This window comes from Embleya sp. L77 (assembly GCF_055557415.1).
In genome coordinates this window covers 1,482,833-1,499,320 of sequence record NZ_CM145710.1, presented here as the reverse complement: position 1 = coordinate 1,499,320, position 16,488 = coordinate 1,482,833, and the positions used below count along the sequence as shown (strand labels likewise).

The window sequence follows — 16,488 nt, the reverse complement described above, 5'->3', positions numbered from 1 at the left end:
CGCGCCGTCCGGCGAAGGCGCCCTCAGCGGCCGATCATGAACGCGTCGGGTCGCAGCGCCCGATCGACGATCCGCACGTCGCCGACCCAGGCGTTGAGTGTCTGGTCCAGCTTGCCGTCGTACGCGTAACCGCCCAGCATCCAGGGCAGGTTGAGCGTGGTCAGGCCGATCGAGCGGGCCGACGGGTTGCGCACCACCGGGCAGCCGTCGACGTACATCGTGGTCTGCCGGGAGTCGTTCACGACGGCGACGTGCCACCATGTGTCCGGACCGAGTTCGTGCCCCCAGTTGGTTGCCGAGCCGTCGCTGTTCAACGGATAGACGCACCACTGGAGTTCGCGACCCCCGGACAGGCTCAGCGTGACGACCGGCTCCTGCGGATCGCCTTGCGGCTTGCGTGCCTCGCCGCTCATGCCCCAGCGGCTGAGCAGCGCCGACCAGCCGTCCCGGCCCCCATCCCAGTCGGCCGGCAGCTTGAAGAACGCCTCGATCGTGTAGCCGGATCGGAACGTCGCGGTGTTCAGCGGGGCATCGTTGGCGGTCTGCAGGTGGCCGCCACGCAGCGGCGACTTGCCGCCCGCGAGCCGGATGCTGCCGTGGCCTGGCTGATCGGGGTGGAACTGGTGGGACCAGCTGACCGAACCGGGCGCGGCGCCCGGAGCCGGCACGAGGGTGAGGTCGTTGCCGCGCCCGGACAGGTCGGGGAAGCGCTGCGCCGCGGGGATCGGCGCGCCGTCCTGGTGCGAGCCGTCGAAGCGCCAGTAGGCGACCGTCCCGGGTACCACCATGCGCTGGGCGGGGCGGGCCGCGCGCTGCGGTATCGGGGCGAAACGGGCGAAGCGCCGGTCGAAGTCGATCGGCACCGAGAAGTAGTCCTCCGGGCCGGTCAACTCCATCTCGCGGCGCTCCAGTTCGTTGAGACCCCGGTTGCTGCGGCCGAGGATCCACGGGGAGAGCGTCTCGACGTCGATCGTGTCGCGGTCGAGATCGAAATGGTAGAGCCGGATCATCGCGGCGCCGCCGAAGTAACGATTCTGGTAGTTGGTGATGTGCAGATGCACGTCACCACCCGCATCGTTCTTCTGCGTCGTGCGCCCGGCCGGCCAATAGTGGCCGTTGAGTGTGAGGAAGATCTGGTCGTTGCCCTTGATCAGGTCGTTCCACAACTGCCGCCCGTGCTCGGAGAACTCCGCCTCCTGACCCGGTCGATCGGCCGAGACGAGTTCGTGGCTGGTCAGGATCACCGGCGCGTGCGGGTGATCGGCCATCACCTTCCTGGCCCAGGCGATACCGGCCGGCGAGGGCCGCCAGTCCAGCGCGAGCACCAGCCATTCGCGGCCGGCGGCACGGAACAGGTGGTACGTGTTGTAGCCGTCCGCGCTCGCCCCGCCGAAGGAACGCTTGCCGCGGAAGCGTTGCGGTCCGAACGTGTCCAGATACGGGGAACGCCCGCGCCGGTCGTCGGTGTTGGAATCGATGTCGTGGTTGCCGGCCAGCACGCTGTACCCGACACCCTTGCGGTCGAGCATCTCGAACGCCCGGCCGATTCCGTCGAATTCGGCCTTGCGGCCGTTCTGCGTGAGGTCGCCCAGGTGCGACATGAAGACGATGTTGTCGTCCCGCGCGTGCTCCAGGATGTACCGGAAGGACGCCTCGATCGGGGCGGTGGTGATGCTCGGCTCGTCGAACATGTACTGCGTGTCCGGCATCACGACCAGCGTGAACCGACGGCTGTCGCCGTCCGGACGCCAGGCCGGCAGGTGTTGCGCGTCCACCGTGGAGTCGGCCGCCGCTGCGCCGGCGGCATCGTCGGCGGCGGCCGGGGAGGCACCCACCACACCCGCCGCGGTGACGCCCGCGCCCGCCAGCGCGGCGGAGCGCAGGAACGCCCGTCGCGCGGGTCCGGACAGGGGGGTGGCGGGCGGCTGATCGCAGTCGTCGTCGTGCTGCTGACACATGTTGGTTCTCCGGCGCCGAGCTGGTTGGGGGCATGCGCACGGTATTGGGTGGAAAACCCATGCAGATCGTCCGTACTGCCAACAACCGCCGTCGACCGGGTGAATTCGCAGTTCGGCCGGCTTCCGGCGGATCGGCAGGCGGGCCGGCCACCGTGCCGATCGTCGCTGCCGGCGGCGTGCCGATCGGCGTGTGGGAAAGTCGTGGAGCCGATCCGGCGAACCTCCCGGGCCCTCGGGAAATGCGCTGGACGACCGGTCGGTCGTCGCCGATGATCCGATGATGACCGAACACCTCGACGATTCCTCGCCCCCGCCGGCCGACCCACCCGCCACCCGCCCCGGGGTCGTTTCCGAGCAGCGGATCCGCTGGGTCTACCTGATCGGTCGTCCGCTGACCGCCCTGCTGGCCGGCGATCTGGCCCAGGCGCGCTACCAAACCGGCCTGGAATTGCCCGAGTTCTTCGTCTCCGATCAGGCACGCCGGCTGTGGCGGCGGCGCTTCGAGCAGGTGACCGCCGAACCCGAGAGTGCTCCCTGGCTGGCCCGGGCCGCGGCGTCCGAGCCGGACGGCGCGGTGGTGGGTTACGCCGGCTTCCACGGACCGCCGGACGAGGTGGGCATGGTGGAGATCGGTTACACCGTGGTGCCCGAGGCGCGCCGTCGCGGTCATGCCCGGGCGATGCTGAGGTCGCTGCTGGAGCGGGCCGCCCACGAACCCGACGTGCGGACCGTCCGGGTGACCATCGCGCCGGACAACGCGGCGTCGTTGGCCACCATCCGGGGTTTCCACTTCGTCGAGGTCGGCGAGCAGATGGACGAGGAGGACGGCCTGGAGATCATCTTCGAGGTGCCGGCCGACCGGATCCTCGAGGCGTGACGCCCTTCGCCGCGACGGTGCCCGCGGCCTCGCCGACCACCCACCGAAACTTCGGCGCGGCGAGCACCGCCACCCCCGCGCCGCCGAACCGCCGGACGGCGGACGGCGGACGGCGTTCCGGCCCGCTACCCGGGGTCAGCGCTGCCCGGTGAACGCCCGGTGCAACCGCTCGACGCCCTCGACCAATTGCTCCGGGCCCTCGGGGTAGGAGTACGCGACGCGCAGATACGGAGCCGGCGGCTCGGCGGTGAAGTACGCCGGTCCCGGCGTCACCGCGACACCGGCGCGCAGCGCGGCCGCGGTCAGCGCCGGAACGTCCTGCCCGTCGGGCAGCCGCAACCAGAAGTGGTAGCCGCCGTACGGCAGTCGGTCCGGCAGCAGCTCCGGCAGCCGCCGCTCCAGCGCGCCGGCCAACACCCGGCGCCGATCACGCAGCGCCGCGCTCAGCACGCGCAGGTGTTGCGGCCAGGCCGGCGCGCCGACCAGTTGCAGGGCGGCCTCTTGGAGGGGGCGCGGAACGAAGAAGCTGTCCACCGTCTGCACGGCGCGCAACCGCTCGAAGGCCGGGCCGTGCGCGGTCAGGGCGGCGACGCGCAGGCTGGGTGAGGTGGGCTTGGTCAGCGAACGGATGTGCACCACCACGCCGTTGGGATCGTCGGCGGCCAGCGGTGCGGGCAGCGGCGGCGCGTCCGCGTGCACGAGTCGGCGGGCGAAGTCGTCCTCCACGACGAACGCGCCCGCCTCGTGCGCGATGTGCAGCACCTCGGCACGCCGAGCGACGGAGAGCACCGTGCCGGTCGGGTTCTGGAACACCGGCTGGCAGACGAACGCCCGGGCCCGGGTGGCCGCGAACGCGTCGGCGAGCAGGTCGGTACGTACGCCGTCGCCATCCATCGGCACCGGCACCGGACGCAGCCCGGCGGCCTGCGCGACGGCCAGTACGCCGGGGTAGGTCGGCGATTCCACCAACACCGGCGAGCCCGGTGCGACCAGCGAACGCAGCGCCGTGGTGAGCGCGTTCTGGCCGCCGGCGGTGATCAGCACGTCCGACGTGGCGACCGTGCCGCCGATGTCGCGGGCGAACCACGCGCGCAACTCCGGCAGGCCCTCCAGCGGCGGGCGCTCCCACGCGCCCGGGCGGCGGCCGGCGCGGGAGAGCGCGGCGGCGAGTGCGCGTTCGGGTTGGAGGGAGGCGTGCAGGTAGCCGCTGTTGAGGTCGACCACTTCGGGCGGGGCCACCACGAGCGAGGACAACACGCCGGACGCGTCCGGGCTGCGCTGCGGCGGCAGGCCCGGTTCCGCGCTGAGCGCGACCTCCTGCCACGAGGTGTCGCCGGTCGGCGCGATCGGTCGGCTCGGCGCGGCGCGGTAGACGCCGGCCCCGGGCCGGGAGATCACGAGTCCCTCGGCAGCGAGCGTGGCGATCGCGCGGGACACCGTCACCGGACTGACCCGATGGTGCTCCACCAGGGAGCGACTGGACGGCAGCTTCTCGCCGGGCGAGTAGCGGTTCAGCTCCCGGCGCAGGATGGCGACAAGATCGACGGGACCGCTACTCTGGTTCATGACAGCACAAGATAGCGCTATTCGACCGGTGCCGATAGCGATCGGCGGCACCACCCTCGCCGCGCTCGCGATCGTGACCTTCTCGCTCAGCTTTCCGGCGACCGTGTGGGCCATGGACGGGTTCGGCCCCTGGACGGTCACCGGGCTGCGCGGGCTGCTCGCGGCGCTGTTCGCCGGGGCAGGCCTGCTGGCGGTGCGGGCCCCACTGCCCGCGCGGGCGGACCGGCTCGGGTTGGCCGTGATCGCCGTGGGTTGCGTGCTCGGCTGGCCGCTGCTCACCACGCTCGCGCTACAGAGCTCGTCGACGGCGCATTCGGCGGTGGTGGTCGGTCTGCTGCCCCTGGCCACCACGGTTTGCGCGGTGCTGCGCACCGGTGAACGGCCGAGTCGGTCCTTCTGGGCGGCGTCGGTCGCGGGTGCGGCGGCGGTGTTCGCGTTCGCCGTGCAACAGAGCAGCGGCGGGGTCGGCCTCGCGGACGTATACCTGTGCGGCGCACTGGTGTTGTGTGCGGCCGGCTACGCCGAAGGCGGCCGACTGGCCCGGCACATGCCCGGATGGCAGGTGATCGCCTGGGGCGTGGTGCTCGCTGTGCCGGCCACCGCGCTGATCTCGGTACTGGGACTGGCCACCGAGCCGGTCCACCTCGATGCCCGAGGCATGGGCGGGCTGCTCTACCTGGCGGCGGTCTCCCAGTTCCTCGGCTTCGTGGCGTGGTACCGGGGGATGGCGGTGATCGGCGTGTCGGTGGCCGGCCAACTGCAACTGGGCCAGCCCCTGTTGACGTTGGTGTGGGCGGTGCTGATCCTGGGCGAGACGTTGTCGCCGGCGATGCCGATCGCCGCATTCGCCGTGCTCGGCTGCATCGTGCTGACCCAGCGCGTCAGGTCGACCCCGGCCCGGGCCTGACCCGGGTCGGCACGAACACGGGTCCAGGAGGGGCGGGTTCTGCGGGGGGCGCAGACCGCCCGACGGCCCGAAGGCCCGAACTCGCTGCGGAGAGCACCGCTCTCGGTGGAATGGGAGTGTGCTGCTCGCTGCGGAGTGCACTGCTCTCGGTGGAATGGGAGTGCGCTGCTCGCTGCGGGGTGCACTGCTCTCGGTGGGGTGCACTGCTCTCGGTGGGGTGCGCCGCTCGTGTGTGGGAGCGGTGCTCGCTGCGGAGAGCACCGCTCTCGGTGGAATGGGGAGTGCACTGCTCTCGGCGGGGTGCACTGCTCTCGGTGGGGTGCGTCGCTCGTGTGTGGGAGCGGTGCTCGCTGTTCGGTGCACTGCTCGCAGGGGGATGCACAGTCTTGAGTGGTGCGTTGCTCGCTGCGGAGAGCACCGCTCTCGGTGGAATGGGAGTGCGCTGCTCGCTGCGGGGTGCACTGCTCTCGGCGGGGTGCGTCGCTCGTGTGTGGGAGCGGTGCTCGCTGTTCGGTGCACTGCTCGCAGTGGAATGCACAGTCTTGAGTGGTGCGCTGCTCGCAGGCCCGACAGTCCGAACGCCCGACGGCCCGACGGCCGACGCGGTCGCGGTGGCGGTGGAGATCGTCCGGCTGTACCGGGACGGTGCGTCCGGGGCCTGCCGCTTTGTGTGATCGAAGGAGGCATGCCCCGCCCCGGCCGCCGCGCGCAGCGCGACGGTGACCTCGGACGCACGCATCGCTCGGCGACCGCCCGGTCGCGGACGGCACGACGGCGCTCGTCCGGCGCCGACACCGCCGCCCGGGTCGCGCGGGCGAGTGACGCGGGCCGTGGCCGTGCCGGGCGGATCGGGTCAGGCCACCGGGCGGATGCGGTCCACGCCGGCCCGGCGCAGCGCCGCCGCCAGGTTGTTCCGGGCCTCGGTCTGGGCGGCGATCCGGGCGTCCAGGACGGCCAACCGGTCCACGGCGATCCGGATGGCGGAGGCGGAGGGCGGTTGCGCGACGACGTCGACACCCGCGTCCAGGCACGGAAGGAAGGCGCGCACGTCGTCCACGGTGAGCCCGACGCCGAGCAGGTCGCGGATCGAGCGGACCCGGGCCACGGCGTCCTCGTCGTAGACCCGGTAGCCGTTCGCCGACCGGGCCGATTCGATCAACCCCGCCTGTTCGTAGTGGCGCAGCGCACGCGGCGTCGCACCGGTCGCCTTCGCCAGTTCACCGATCCGCATCCGGACACCTCCGATCCGCACCACTCCTATCACGAGCATCCCGCCCGACCGGTGCCCACCAGGGCCTGTCTTCGATCCCACGCCGAGTACCGCGACGCCCGGCCACCCGCCCTTCGGGCTTCTCGCTGCGCTCGTCTCGCCGGCTCGGTGAAACGCCCGATGAGCATCGCCCTGCGAGTGTTTCCCCGGCCCACCGATGCACGCCACGGCACGCGGCGGAGCCCGAGGCGGGATCGAAGACGGGTACCGGCGCCCCGCGGTCGGAGCGGCCGGCTCCCGGTGTGCGGCCCGTGCGATGCCGACACGACCTATGCCACGACCGCGCCGCCGTCGACCGGGAGGACCACGCCGGTGACGAAGGAGGCAGCGGGTGCGGTGAGTGTGGTGATCGCCCAGGCGACCTCCTCGGGAGCGCCGATCCGGCCCATCGGCGTGTGCGCGAGTTGCCAGGCGCGGATGGCGGCGCGCCGTTCGGGGGTCCAACCCTGGTGGTCCGCGATCGGTGTGGTGATCGCGCCGGGGGCGACTGCGACGACCCGGACCCCGCGCGGGGCGAGTTCGACGGCCCAGCTGCGGGTGAGCAGTTCCAGGGCGGTCTTGGTCGCCGCATACAGCGAGTTGCCCGGCCAGGCGCGCTGGCCGACGGAGGTGGTGATGTTGACGACCACCCCGCCGGCGGCCTCCAGAAGTGGCAGTGCGGTCTGGGTGAGCAGGACCGGGGCGATCAGGTTGGTGGCGAGCAGTGGGTCGATCGTCTCGCGGGTGTAGGTGCCCAGGTCGCCGGTGCCGACGATGCCTGCGTTGTTGACCAGGACGTCGAGCCGGCCGTGGGTGTCGACGACGGTGCGGACGATGTGTTCGGCCGCGCCGTCGGCGGTGATGTCGGCGGTCAGCGCGGTGATCCGGTCGTGGCCCGCGGCGGTCTCGGCGAGCGGTTCGGCGCGGCGCCCGACGGCGATCACGTGCGCGCCCTCGGCGGCGAAGGCGCGCGCGGTGGCCCGGCCGATGCCGGTGCCCGCACCGGTGATCACGACGACGCGGGGCGAGCGGGCGGTGGGGCTCTCATCGAGGTTCATGCGGCGATCGTGCAACCCTGCCGCCAACGACAGGGTCAAGCGATCGCGGGCAACCCGGGCGGGCGACCCCGGGTGCGCGACTCCAGGCTTGCGACCCTGGGTGCGCGACCCCGGGCGTGCGACTCCACGCTTGCGACCCTGGGGCGCGACCCCGGGTGCGCGACCCCCGGCGGGCGGCGAACGGGAAGCGGCGGACGGGTGCGGGGTACGGGTCGGCGGTTGCGGATCGGACGCGGATGATGTCCCGGGCGCACGCTTTCGGCTTGGGCCCGAGGCCCGAGGTCGGAGGCCGAAGCCGGGGCCCGGGACCGAAGCCGAGAATCGTGCCGGAAGCCGGAAGCCGGAAGCCGGAGGCCGGCACCGGAAGCGCGAGGTTCGAGGCCCGAAGCCGGCGAGGCGTGAAGCCCGAAGCCCTAGGCCCGATGCCCAAGACCCGAGCCCGAGGCCAGAACAACCCGAGACCGCAAGCCCGACGCCCGACCCAGAAGCCCGGACCGGAAACCGCAGGCCGCAAGCCCGAGGCCCAAGGCCCAAGGCCCGAGACCGGAAACCCGAGACCGCAAGCCCGACGCCCGACCCAGAAGCCCGGACCGGAAACCGCAGGCCGCAAGCCCGACGCCCGAGGCCCAAGGCCCGAGACCGGAAACCCGAGACCGCAAGCCCGACGCCCGACCCAGAAGCCCGGACCGGAAACCGCAGACCGCAAGCCCGACGCCCGAGGCCCAAGGCCCGAGGCCCAAGGCCCGAGACCGGAAACCCGAGACCGCAAGCCCGACGCCCGACCCAGAAGCCCAGACCGGAAACCGCAGACCGCAAGCCCGACGCCCGAAGCCCAGACCGGAAACCCGAGAGCAAGCCCGACGCCCGACCCAGAAGCCCGGACCGGAAACCGGAGACCGCAAGCCCGAGGCCCGAGCCCGAGACCGGAAACCCGAGACCGGAAACCCGATGCCCGAGGCCCGAAGGACACCCCAGACCGCAAGCCCGACGCCCAAACCCGGAGCCCGACGCCCGACCCCGGAGCCCGATGCCCGTAACGCCGCCTGCCGGCCCGGCCCCGATCGGAATGCGGGACCCCGATGACCGGACCCCGGGAGCCGCGCTCGGCCGGAATTCGGCGCCGCCGACGCGCAGGCGCCGGCCGCCGGATGCCTCGAACGCGCATGCGGGCCCGGGGACGTACGCTTGCGGATTGATTCCCTGGCTCTTCCATCCATAGGCGGAGGCCGTACATGTCCCAACCCGCTCCACGTTCGCGGCCCCGACCCCGGATCGCGATCTTCGGTGCCGGCAGCGTCGGCTGCCAGCTCGGTGGTCGGCTCGCCGCGTTCGCCGACATCACCCTGATCGGCCGCCCGGCCGTCCTGGACGCGCTCGCGGACGGCCTGACCGTCACCGGCGCGGGCCGTCCCGCGACGGTGGTCGGACCGGAGCAGCTGACCCTGGCCGAGACGCCGGACGCGGTGGCCGGCGCCGACTTCGTGTTGGTCACCGTCAAGTCCGCGGCCACCGCCGAGGCCGGCCGGCAGCTGGCCGGTCGGCTGAGCCCGGCCGCGATCGTGGTCAGCCTGCAAAACGGCGTGCGCAACCCGGCCGTGCTCCGGGCCGCGCTGCCCGGGCACACGGTGCTGGCCGGCATGGTCCCGTACAACGTGGTGCGGACCGAGCCCGCGGTGTTCCATCAGGGCACCTCGGGTGCGTTGATGATCGACGCGAATCCCCGGGCCATCCCGCTCGTGGACGTGCTGGCCGAGGCCGGCATCCCGGTGCAGGTCCGCGAGGACATGCCCGAGGTGCAGCACGCGAAGCTGCTGATGAACCTGAACAACGCGATCAACGCGCTGTCCGGCCTGCCGCTGCGCGACCAACTCGGGCAGCGCGACTACCGGGCGTGCCTGGCGCTGTGCCAGGGCGAGGCGCTCACCGCGTTCCGGGCCGAGGGCATCCGGCCGGCCAAGCTGGGCCCCGGCTCCGCCGCGCGCAACCGGCAACTGCTCGGGTTGCCCGATCCGCTGTTCCGTCGGTTGGCGGGTTCCGCGCTTCGGATCGACGCGAAGGCACGCTCCTCGATGTGGGAGGACCTGCAACGGGGTCGGCGGACCGAGGTCGACAGTGTGCAGGGCGAGATACTCGCGATCGCCGAGCGCAACGGGCTGACCGCGCCGGCCAACGCGCGCCTGATCGAGCTGATCCGTGAGGCGGAGACCGCGCCGGCCGGGCAGTCCCGGCAGTGGAGCGGACCGGATCTGCTGGCCGAACTCACCGCGGCGGTCGCGACCGCCTGACCGGGCCCGACGTGCCCCGCTGCCGGATGGGCGGCCCCGACCCGAGCCATGCGACCCGGCCGCCCGGTGAGCCCGGCCGGCGCGGTGAGCCCGGCCGGCGCGGTGAGCCCGGCCGCCCGATGAACCCCGCCGCCCGGCGACCCCCGCCGGCGTGGCGGCGGACGGCGGCCCACCGCCGCTCACCAGCTGCGGGCCGCCCGGACCAGGTGATCGTGGACCAGCGTCAGATGCGGGTGGTCCGCCGTACCCGCGCGGCGGACCAGGAAGCCGGTGTTGATCGGCGGGTCCTCGGGGGTGAGCAGCGGTACGAGTGCGCCGGAGGCGAGTTCGGCCGCGCACAGGTAGCGCGGCAGCACCGTCAGCCCCGCGCCGGCGACCACCGCGGTCAGCACCCCGCGCAGGTCCGGGACGGTGATGGCGGCGCGTTCGGTGAGCCGGGTGCCGAACACGTGACGCCAGTAGCGGCGGGCGATCGGCAGGTCCTCCGCATAGCTGACCAGCGGTACGCCGCGCAGCGCTGCCGGGCCCTCGGCGGCGACCCGGTCCGGGCCGATCCGCTCGGCCCACCGCGGCGCGGCGACCAGCACGAATTCCTCGTCCATCAGCGGCACGGCGACCAGTGCGCGGCCGCGCGGTCGCCCGGTGGACAGGACCAGGTCGTATCGGCCCGCGCGCAGGCCCGGGAGCAGGTCGTCGGTGAGCCCGGTGGTGATCCGCAGCAGCACGCCGCGCTCGATCAGCGGGGCAAGTACCGGCAACACCCGCACGCACAGGACCTCGGCGGGACCGGCCAGGTGCACCGGCTCCGCCGGGGTGTCCGCGCCGAACCGGTCCCGATCGGCCACCTCCGCCAGCGCGTCCAGCGGTTCCGCGACCCGAATCGCCAGGTCGTCGGCGATCGGTGTGGCCGCCACGCCTCGGGGCAATCGTTCGAAGAGTGCCCGGCCCAGCCGTTGTTCCAGCGCGCGGATCTGGGTGGTGACGGTGGGCTGGGACAGACCCAGCACGCGCGCGGCGCCGGTGAACGAACCGGCCCGGTGCACCGCCAGGAACGTGCGCAGCAGGGTCAGATCCAACGGACCGCGGACGGCAGGCTCGGGTATGGACGCCGCCGCCGTCGCCGCCGTGTTCGGCGACCCATTGGAATCCTCATGGCTCATGATGGAAAGCCTATTTGGATGGTGATGGATGAGCATCTACGTTCGAGTCCGACGGCGTGACGATCGGTGGTGACGATCGGTTGGGCCGGCCGGTTCGGCAGCCGGCCGGAACGACCGATCGACCGCTCGACCGATCGGCGGTGCCGATGTGCCCGTGGGGATCCGACGATCCGACGTGGCGTTCCGACGTAGTGATCCTGTGATGGCGTCCGAGCGCATTCCGCTCCGGCGCCGAAATGGAGAGATGACCCATGGCGAAGATCCTGTTCGTGCTCAGCGGCTCCGACTACTGGACGCTGGCCGACGGCACCCGGCACCCGACCGGCTTCTGGGCCGAGGAGGCCGCCGCCCCGTTCGAGGCGTTCACCGTGGCCGGCCACGAGGTCGTGGTCGCCACACCCGGCGGCGTGGCGCCGACCGTCGACCAGGCGAGCCTGGCGCCCGAGGTGAACGGTGGCGCGGACGGGGTGGCCACGGTGGCCTCCGCGCTGGAGCAGTTCACCGCGCTGCGTGCGCCGATCGACCTGGCCGATGTGGACCTCGCCGACTACGCCGCGGTTTTCTACCCCGGTGGTCACGCGCCGATGGAGGACCTCGCGGTGAACGCGCGCTCGGGTGCGCTGCTCACCGCGGCGCTCGACTCGGGCAAGCCGCTGGGCGTGGTCTGCCACGGGCCGGCCGCGCTGCTCGCCGCCGAGCGCCCCGACGGCACCTCGCCGTTCGCGGGCTACCGGCTGACCGCGTTCACCAACGCCGAGGAGACCCAGGCGGGACTGGCGGACAAGGCCACATGGCTGCTCCAGGACCGCCTGGTCGCCCTCGGCGTCGACTTCCGGGAAGGTGCCCCCTGGGCGCCCAACGTGGTCGTCGACCGCAACCTGTACACCGGCCAGAACCCCTCCTCGGCCGCCCCGCTGGCGGCGGAACTGGTCAAGGCCCTGGGCTGACAACAGGCCGGCGGCCGGCGACCCGACCCGGCGAGCGACTGCCGGCTGTCGGCCGTCGGAAGCCCTCCGGTCGAATCGGGGCCGTCGGTATAGGCGGTCGCCGGCCGGGTCGCCGGCCGATCAGGCGACCGGCCGGCCCCGTCGCCCGGGCGGGTCGGCGCCGGTGATCCCGGACCCGGCCTCGCCCGACCCGGGCTTTCGGCGTCCTCCGGGTCGCCTTCTCGACGGTCCGGCCACCCGCGTCGTACACGGCCTCGCATCCGTCCGGATTCCGCGCCCGGGCGTCATCGGTCCTCCGCCGGCAGCGGCGACACCGAGGTCACCGCACCCGAAGGCGAGATGGCGGCCGGAGCGGTCGATACGTGCGTGTCGCCGGCGGTGTCGGCCTCGGGGTTCGCGCCGCGCGGCTCGGCGGAGGGGTTGAGCAGCCGAGCCGTCGGGATCAGGATCGCGGCGAGTACGGCGACCACGGCGAACGAGGCGCCCAGCGATGCCTGGTCGGCGATGCCGCCCACGATGGCGGGCGCGATCAGGCCGGAGGTGTAGGTGACCGTGGCCACGCCGGCGATGGACTGGCTCGGATCCTGGCCGGTACGCCCGGCCGCGGCGAAGGTGAGCGGCAGGACGGCGGACACGCCCACGCCGAGCAGTGCGAAGCCGAGCGCGGCGGGCAGCGGGGAGTGTGTGGTGGCAACCAGGGTCGCGCCGATCGTGGCCAGGACCGCGCCCGCCTGAACCGTCCGGGTCACCCCGAACCGGTCCACGACCCGGCCCGAGGCCAGTCGGGCGATGGTCATCGTGCAGGCGAAGCCGGTGAAGGCCAGCGCCGCGACGCCGGGGGAGGCGCCCGCGACCTCCTTGAGGTGTACCGCGCTCCAGTTCGCCCCGGCGCCCTCGGCGAACACCGCGCAGAAGCCGACCGCGCCGATCGCGAGCACCGCCCGGGACGGCAGCGCGAACCGCGGCGGGGCCTTGGCGCCGGCCGCGGGACGCGCGTCGAGCAGGTTGCGGCCGGCGATCCAGCCCATCGCGGCGAGCAGGACGCCCAACCCGGCCAGATGCACGCGGGCATCGAGCCCGGCGAACGCGGCGGCCGCGCCCAGACCCGCGCCGACCAGCGCGCCGGCGCTCCACATTCCGTGCAGCAGCGGCAACGTCGAGCGGCCGACCCGTTGTTCGACCACGAGCCCCTGGGTGTTCATCGCCACGTCGGACATGCCCGCGCCCACCCCGTACACCAGCAGCGCCGTGCACAACCACGGCAGCCCGGGGGAGGACAGCGGCAGCAACGGCACCGCGCACCACAGCACGATCAGGCAGCGCAGCGCGGTCCGACCGCCGTGCCGGTGGACCAGCGACCCGGCGAGCGGCATCGCCAGCGAGGCACCGACGGCGGGGGCGGCCAGGGCGAAGCCCAGTTGGCCCGGGCTCAGGGCGAGGTGTTCCTGAAGCCACGGCAGCCGAGAGGCGAAGCCGCCGCCGACCGCACCGTGCACCGCGAAGATCAGGCTCGCCGCGATCCGGGCGCGGCCCGCCTCGGCGACCTCGGCCGCGGGTGGTGGTGGCGCCGTCGCGGCGGGCGGGGCGGCGGAGGATGCCGGGGGCGGTGTGTCCGCCGGGCGTGGCGCCGTACGGGCAGGCGGTGTGGCGGGCATGCCGATGGCGTCTCGGCAGCTGGAAGTCTGCGTCATGGTGCGATAAATTATCAGGAAGGGTTCCTGAAAGAAAGACTCTGCGAGGATCGCCACCCATGACAGCCGACCGCACCGCGACACCGAGCACGTGCCGCACCATCAACGACCGCCTGGCCCTCGATCTGCTGATCGAGCACGGCCCGTTGACCGCGTCCCAGCTCAAGACCCTCACCGGACTGTCCCGGCCGACCGTCGCGGATCTGGTCGAACGCCTCGGCGGCGCGGGCCTGATCCACCTGGCCGGCGAGGCGGCCGAACGACAGCGCGGCCCGAACGCGCGGTTGTACGGGATCGTTGCCGAACGCGCCTACATCGCCGGGCTGGACGTGCGGGCGGGGGGCGTCGAGGTGGCCGTCGCCGACCTGGCCGGCCGTACCGCCGCGACCGGCGCGCTGACCGTGGCCCCGGATCGCGACCCGGCCCTGGCCCTGGCCGACGTACTCGGCCTGCTGGACGACACCGCGGCCCGGGCCGGCGCCGACACGCTGCACACCTTCGGCGTCGGTGCACCCGGCCTGATCGATCCGGTCTCCGGCAACCTGCACGAGGCCGGTTTCCTGCCCGGCTGGCACACCCTCCTGGTCGCCGCGCTCCGCGAGCGCGGCCGGGTCGTCCTGGAGAACGAGTCCAACCTCGCCGCCATCGCCGAACACCGCCTCGGCGCAGCCCGGGGACTGGACACGTTCGTCCTGGTCTGGCTCGGCCAGGGCGTCGGCGCGGGCGTGATGCTGGACGGTCGACTGCGGCGCGGGGCCTCGGGCGGCAGCGGTGAACTGGGCTTTCTCCCGGTCCCGGGTACCGCCCACCTGCCCTCGCACGTGGACTGCTCGGGCGGCTTCCACACGCTGGTCTCGGGGGCGGCGATCGAGGAACCGGCCGCCCGGCACGGCTTCACCGGGAGCGCCGAGGAATGTGTGCGGGCGGCGGTCGAGCAGGTCGACGCGGGACGGGACGCGGGAGCCGCCGCGGCGCTGCTGGACGAGATCGCCGACCGGGTCGTGGTGGGGGTGGCCGCGCTGGCGGTCATCCTCGACCCCGGCTGCGTGGTGCTGGGCGGCGAGACCGGACGGGCCGGCGGTGCGGCGCTGGCCGATCGGGTGGAGGCCCGACTCGCCGACGTGTCGCCGCTGAGCACGCGGGTGGCTGCGGGCGCGGTGCCCGGCAACGCGATCCTGGAGGGCGCCGTGCTGACCGCCCTCGACGATGCCCGCGACGACCTGTTCGGCGGGCCGCGGCGCTGAGCACGGCCGGGCGGGATGCGCCGGGGGCGGGAGGCCGGGGTGCGCCGGGGGTCAGACCCGGTGGGTGCCGGAGAGCAGGCCCGCGGGCGCGACCGCGCTCCACGCGTCGAAGAGTTCGGTGACGTTCGAGTAGCGCTCGGCCGGGTCGCGCCGGGTCGCCCGCTCGACCACGGCGAGTTGGGCCAGCGTGCCGCGCCAGGCCCGCTCCTCGTCGCCCGCGTCCAGCAGCAGGCGCAGGGTTCGGCCGAGCAGGAACACGGTGCCCGCGCGGGTGACCAGCGCGCCGCGCCGGCTGTGCTCGGGCGGCATGTAGCGGGTGGACCCGGACAGCCGGGCGGTGTCCAACACGAACGGTGCGCTGCGGTACTCGTCCAGGTCGATCAGGTGCACCCGGCGGGCGGCGAAGTCGTACAGCACGCAGCCGTCGTACCAGTCCACCCCGACGTAGCCGGCCGCGTCGATCAGGCGGTGCGCGTCCAGGATCGCGTCCAGCGCCGCGTGTACGTCGTCCAGCGGCAGGGCGCGGAAGCGGGCGAGCGGCGAGGCCGCGCCGGTGCGCAGGTGCTTGCCGGCGCGCTTGACCGTCGAGTGGTAGAGCACCTCGCCCGCGCGCCACGGCCCCACCGTCACCGGGATGCCGTTGGCGGTGAACGAGTGCAGCACCGGCACGATCGCCGGGTGTCGGACGTGCGCGTGCAGGTCGATCGCGCGGCGCAGGCACAGCGCGGACGCGGCGTTGGGGCCGGTCTTGACGAACCAGTTCCCCTCGGCGTGCACACCGTAGGAGACCGCACCCGAATCCTGGTCGCCGAAGGTCGTGTGCACGGTTCCGATCGAGCGCAGGAAATCGGCGGGATCCTGCGCGGTGTCGATGGCGTCGAGCAGTGGGTGCGGCACGGCGGTGGGCCTTTCCTGGCGGGTGTTCCGGACCCGCCGCCCGGGGGTCGGCAGCGTGGACGGATCGAGCCTGTGGGCATCGGGTCCTTACAGCGACGGTAGCGCCCTCGGGAAGGGCGTTGGGGCGTTTTCGGCGGAAGCCCCGCAGATGAGGGGCCCGGCGGGGGTGATCGGGGGCGGAAGGGGAACAGGATTTCGGGGGATCGCGTCGGGAAACGCGGCAATTGTGCGGAGCGCTCGGAGGCCGGTGCGAGGGCGTCCCGCCGCGTACTCGCGGCCTCGTCGGGTGGGCGGTTGCCCGGCCGGCTTTCGCCGCTCGGCGAAGGCCGGGCGCGTGCGGGCGCGACCGCAGCCGGCCCGACCGGACCCGAACCGACCCGATTCGATTCGATTCGGCCCGACGAGGCGGAGCGCGGTAGACCCGTCACGTCCGCCTCGCCCGCCGCGCCGCGGAGGGGTACCTCCCCAAAGGCTCTCCGCAGGCTATTCACTTCGGTTCGGGTGGGTTTGCGCGCGATCGCCGGTCCGGAGCCGGTGATCGGGCGCGGAGACAGGGGAGTTGCCTGATCGTCGGCGCCGTCCGGGCGAACCCGCATTCGGCCGGCGCGGATCCCGGCGCGAGCATCGCGCGTACCCGGGCCTCGACCCG

12 protein-coding genes are annotated in these 16,488 nt (G+C 73.4%); 5 read left to right on the top strand and 7 right to left on the bottom strand.

Going from position 1 to position 16,488, the window contains the following annotated elements:
* Positions 1–23: 23 nt before the first annotated feature.
* Positions 24–1,958: a LamG-like jellyroll fold domain-containing protein gene (locus tag ACZOOI_RS36440; protein WP_465283844.1), complete on the bottom strand. Its 1,935-nt coding sequence runs from the start codon at positions 1,956–1,958 to the stop codon at positions 24–26.
* 280 nt (positions 1,959–2,238) lie between these two features.
* Between ACZOOI_RS36440 and ACZOOI_RS36435 the strand changes: the two genes are divergently transcribed.
* Positions 2,239–2,835 carry a GNAT family N-acetyltransferase gene (locus ACZOOI_RS36435; protein ID WP_465283843.1) on the top strand — a complete coding sequence of 199 codons (597 nt, stop codon included), beginning with the start codon at positions 2,239–2,241 and terminating at the stop codon, positions 2,833–2,835.
* Between the two features lie 135 nt (positions 2,836–2,970).
* On the opposite strand, the gene ACZOOI_RS36430 is transcribed toward ACZOOI_RS36435, so the two are convergent.
* On the bottom strand, positions 2,971–4,401 hold the full coding sequence (locus ACZOOI_RS36430; protein WP_465283842.1) for an aminotransferase-like domain-containing protein: 1,431 nt from the start codon (positions 4,399–4,401) through the stop codon (positions 2,971–2,973).
* Here ACZOOI_RS36430 and ACZOOI_RS36425 point away from each other — a divergent pair.
* Entirely contained in the window at positions 4,400–5,308 is a 909-nt protein-coding gene (locus ACZOOI_RS36425; protein ID WP_465283841.1) for a DMT family transporter, read from the top strand. The two genes, ACZOOI_RS36430 and ACZOOI_RS36425, sit on opposite strands and share 2 nt — an antisense overlap.
* 853 nt (positions 5,309–6,161) lie before the next feature.
* Here ACZOOI_RS36425 and ACZOOI_RS36420 read toward each other — a convergent pair.
* Together ACZOOI_RS36420 and ACZOOI_RS36415 are read right to left on the bottom strand one after the other, a co-directional pair.
* The gene (locus ACZOOI_RS36420; RefSeq protein ID WP_465283840.1) at positions 6,162–6,539 is read right to left on the bottom strand and encodes a MerR family transcriptional regulator; all 378 of its coding nucleotides are present in this window, start codon (positions 6,537–6,539) and stop codon (positions 6,162–6,164) included.
* A gap of 308 nt (positions 6,540–6,847) precedes the next feature.
* Entirely contained in the window at positions 6,848–7,615 is a 768-nt protein-coding gene (locus ACZOOI_RS36415) for an SDR family NAD(P)-dependent oxidoreductase (protein ID WP_465283839.1), read from the bottom strand.
* A 1,232-nt stretch (positions 7,616–8,847) separates the two neighbouring features.
* Here ACZOOI_RS36415 and ACZOOI_RS36410 point away from each other — a divergent pair.
* Complete coding sequence (locus tag ACZOOI_RS36410; RefSeq protein ID WP_465283838.1) at positions 8,848–9,900, top strand: 2-dehydropantoate 2-reductase; 1,053 nt, start codon at positions 8,848–8,850, stop codon at positions 9,898–9,900.
* 179 nt (positions 9,901–10,079) lie between these two features.
* Here ACZOOI_RS36410 and ACZOOI_RS36405 read toward each other — a convergent pair whose 3' ends face one another.
* Entirely contained in the window at positions 10,080–11,060 is a 981-nt protein-coding gene (locus tag ACZOOI_RS36405; RefSeq protein WP_465283837.1) for a LysR family transcriptional regulator, read from the bottom strand.
* A 251-nt stretch (positions 11,061–11,311) separates the two neighbouring features.
* Here ACZOOI_RS36405 and ACZOOI_RS36400 point away from each other — a divergent pair, with 251 nt between their 5' ends.
* Positions 11,312–12,007 carry a type 1 glutamine amidotransferase domain-containing protein gene (locus ACZOOI_RS36400; RefSeq protein WP_465283836.1) on the top strand — a complete coding sequence of 232 codons (696 nt, stop codon included), beginning with the start codon at positions 11,312–11,314 and terminating at the stop codon, positions 12,005–12,007.
* A gap of 284 nt (positions 12,008–12,291) precedes the next feature.
* Here the strand turns inward: ACZOOI_RS36400 and ACZOOI_RS36395 are convergent, their stop codons facing one another.
* Entirely contained in the window at positions 12,292–13,698 is a 1,407-nt protein-coding gene (locus ACZOOI_RS36395; RefSeq protein WP_465283835.1) for an MFS transporter, read from the bottom strand.
* 59 nt (positions 13,699–13,757) lie between these two features.
* On the opposite strand from ACZOOI_RS36395, the gene ACZOOI_RS36390 reads away from it, so the two are divergent.
* A complete protein-coding gene (locus tag ACZOOI_RS36390; protein WP_465283834.1) occupies positions 13,758–14,942 on the top strand; it encodes an ROK family transcriptional regulator in 1,185 nt (394 codons plus the stop codon).
* 51 nt (positions 14,943–14,993) lie between these two features.
* Here the strand turns inward: ACZOOI_RS36390 and ACZOOI_RS36385 are convergent, their stop codons facing one another.
* Positions 14,994–15,839, bottom strand: coding sequence for a serine/threonine-protein kinase (locus ACZOOI_RS36385; protein WP_465283833.1), 846 nt, complete (start codon positions 15,837–15,839; stop codon positions 14,994–14,996).
* Positions 15,840–16,488 lie beyond the last annotated feature (649 nt).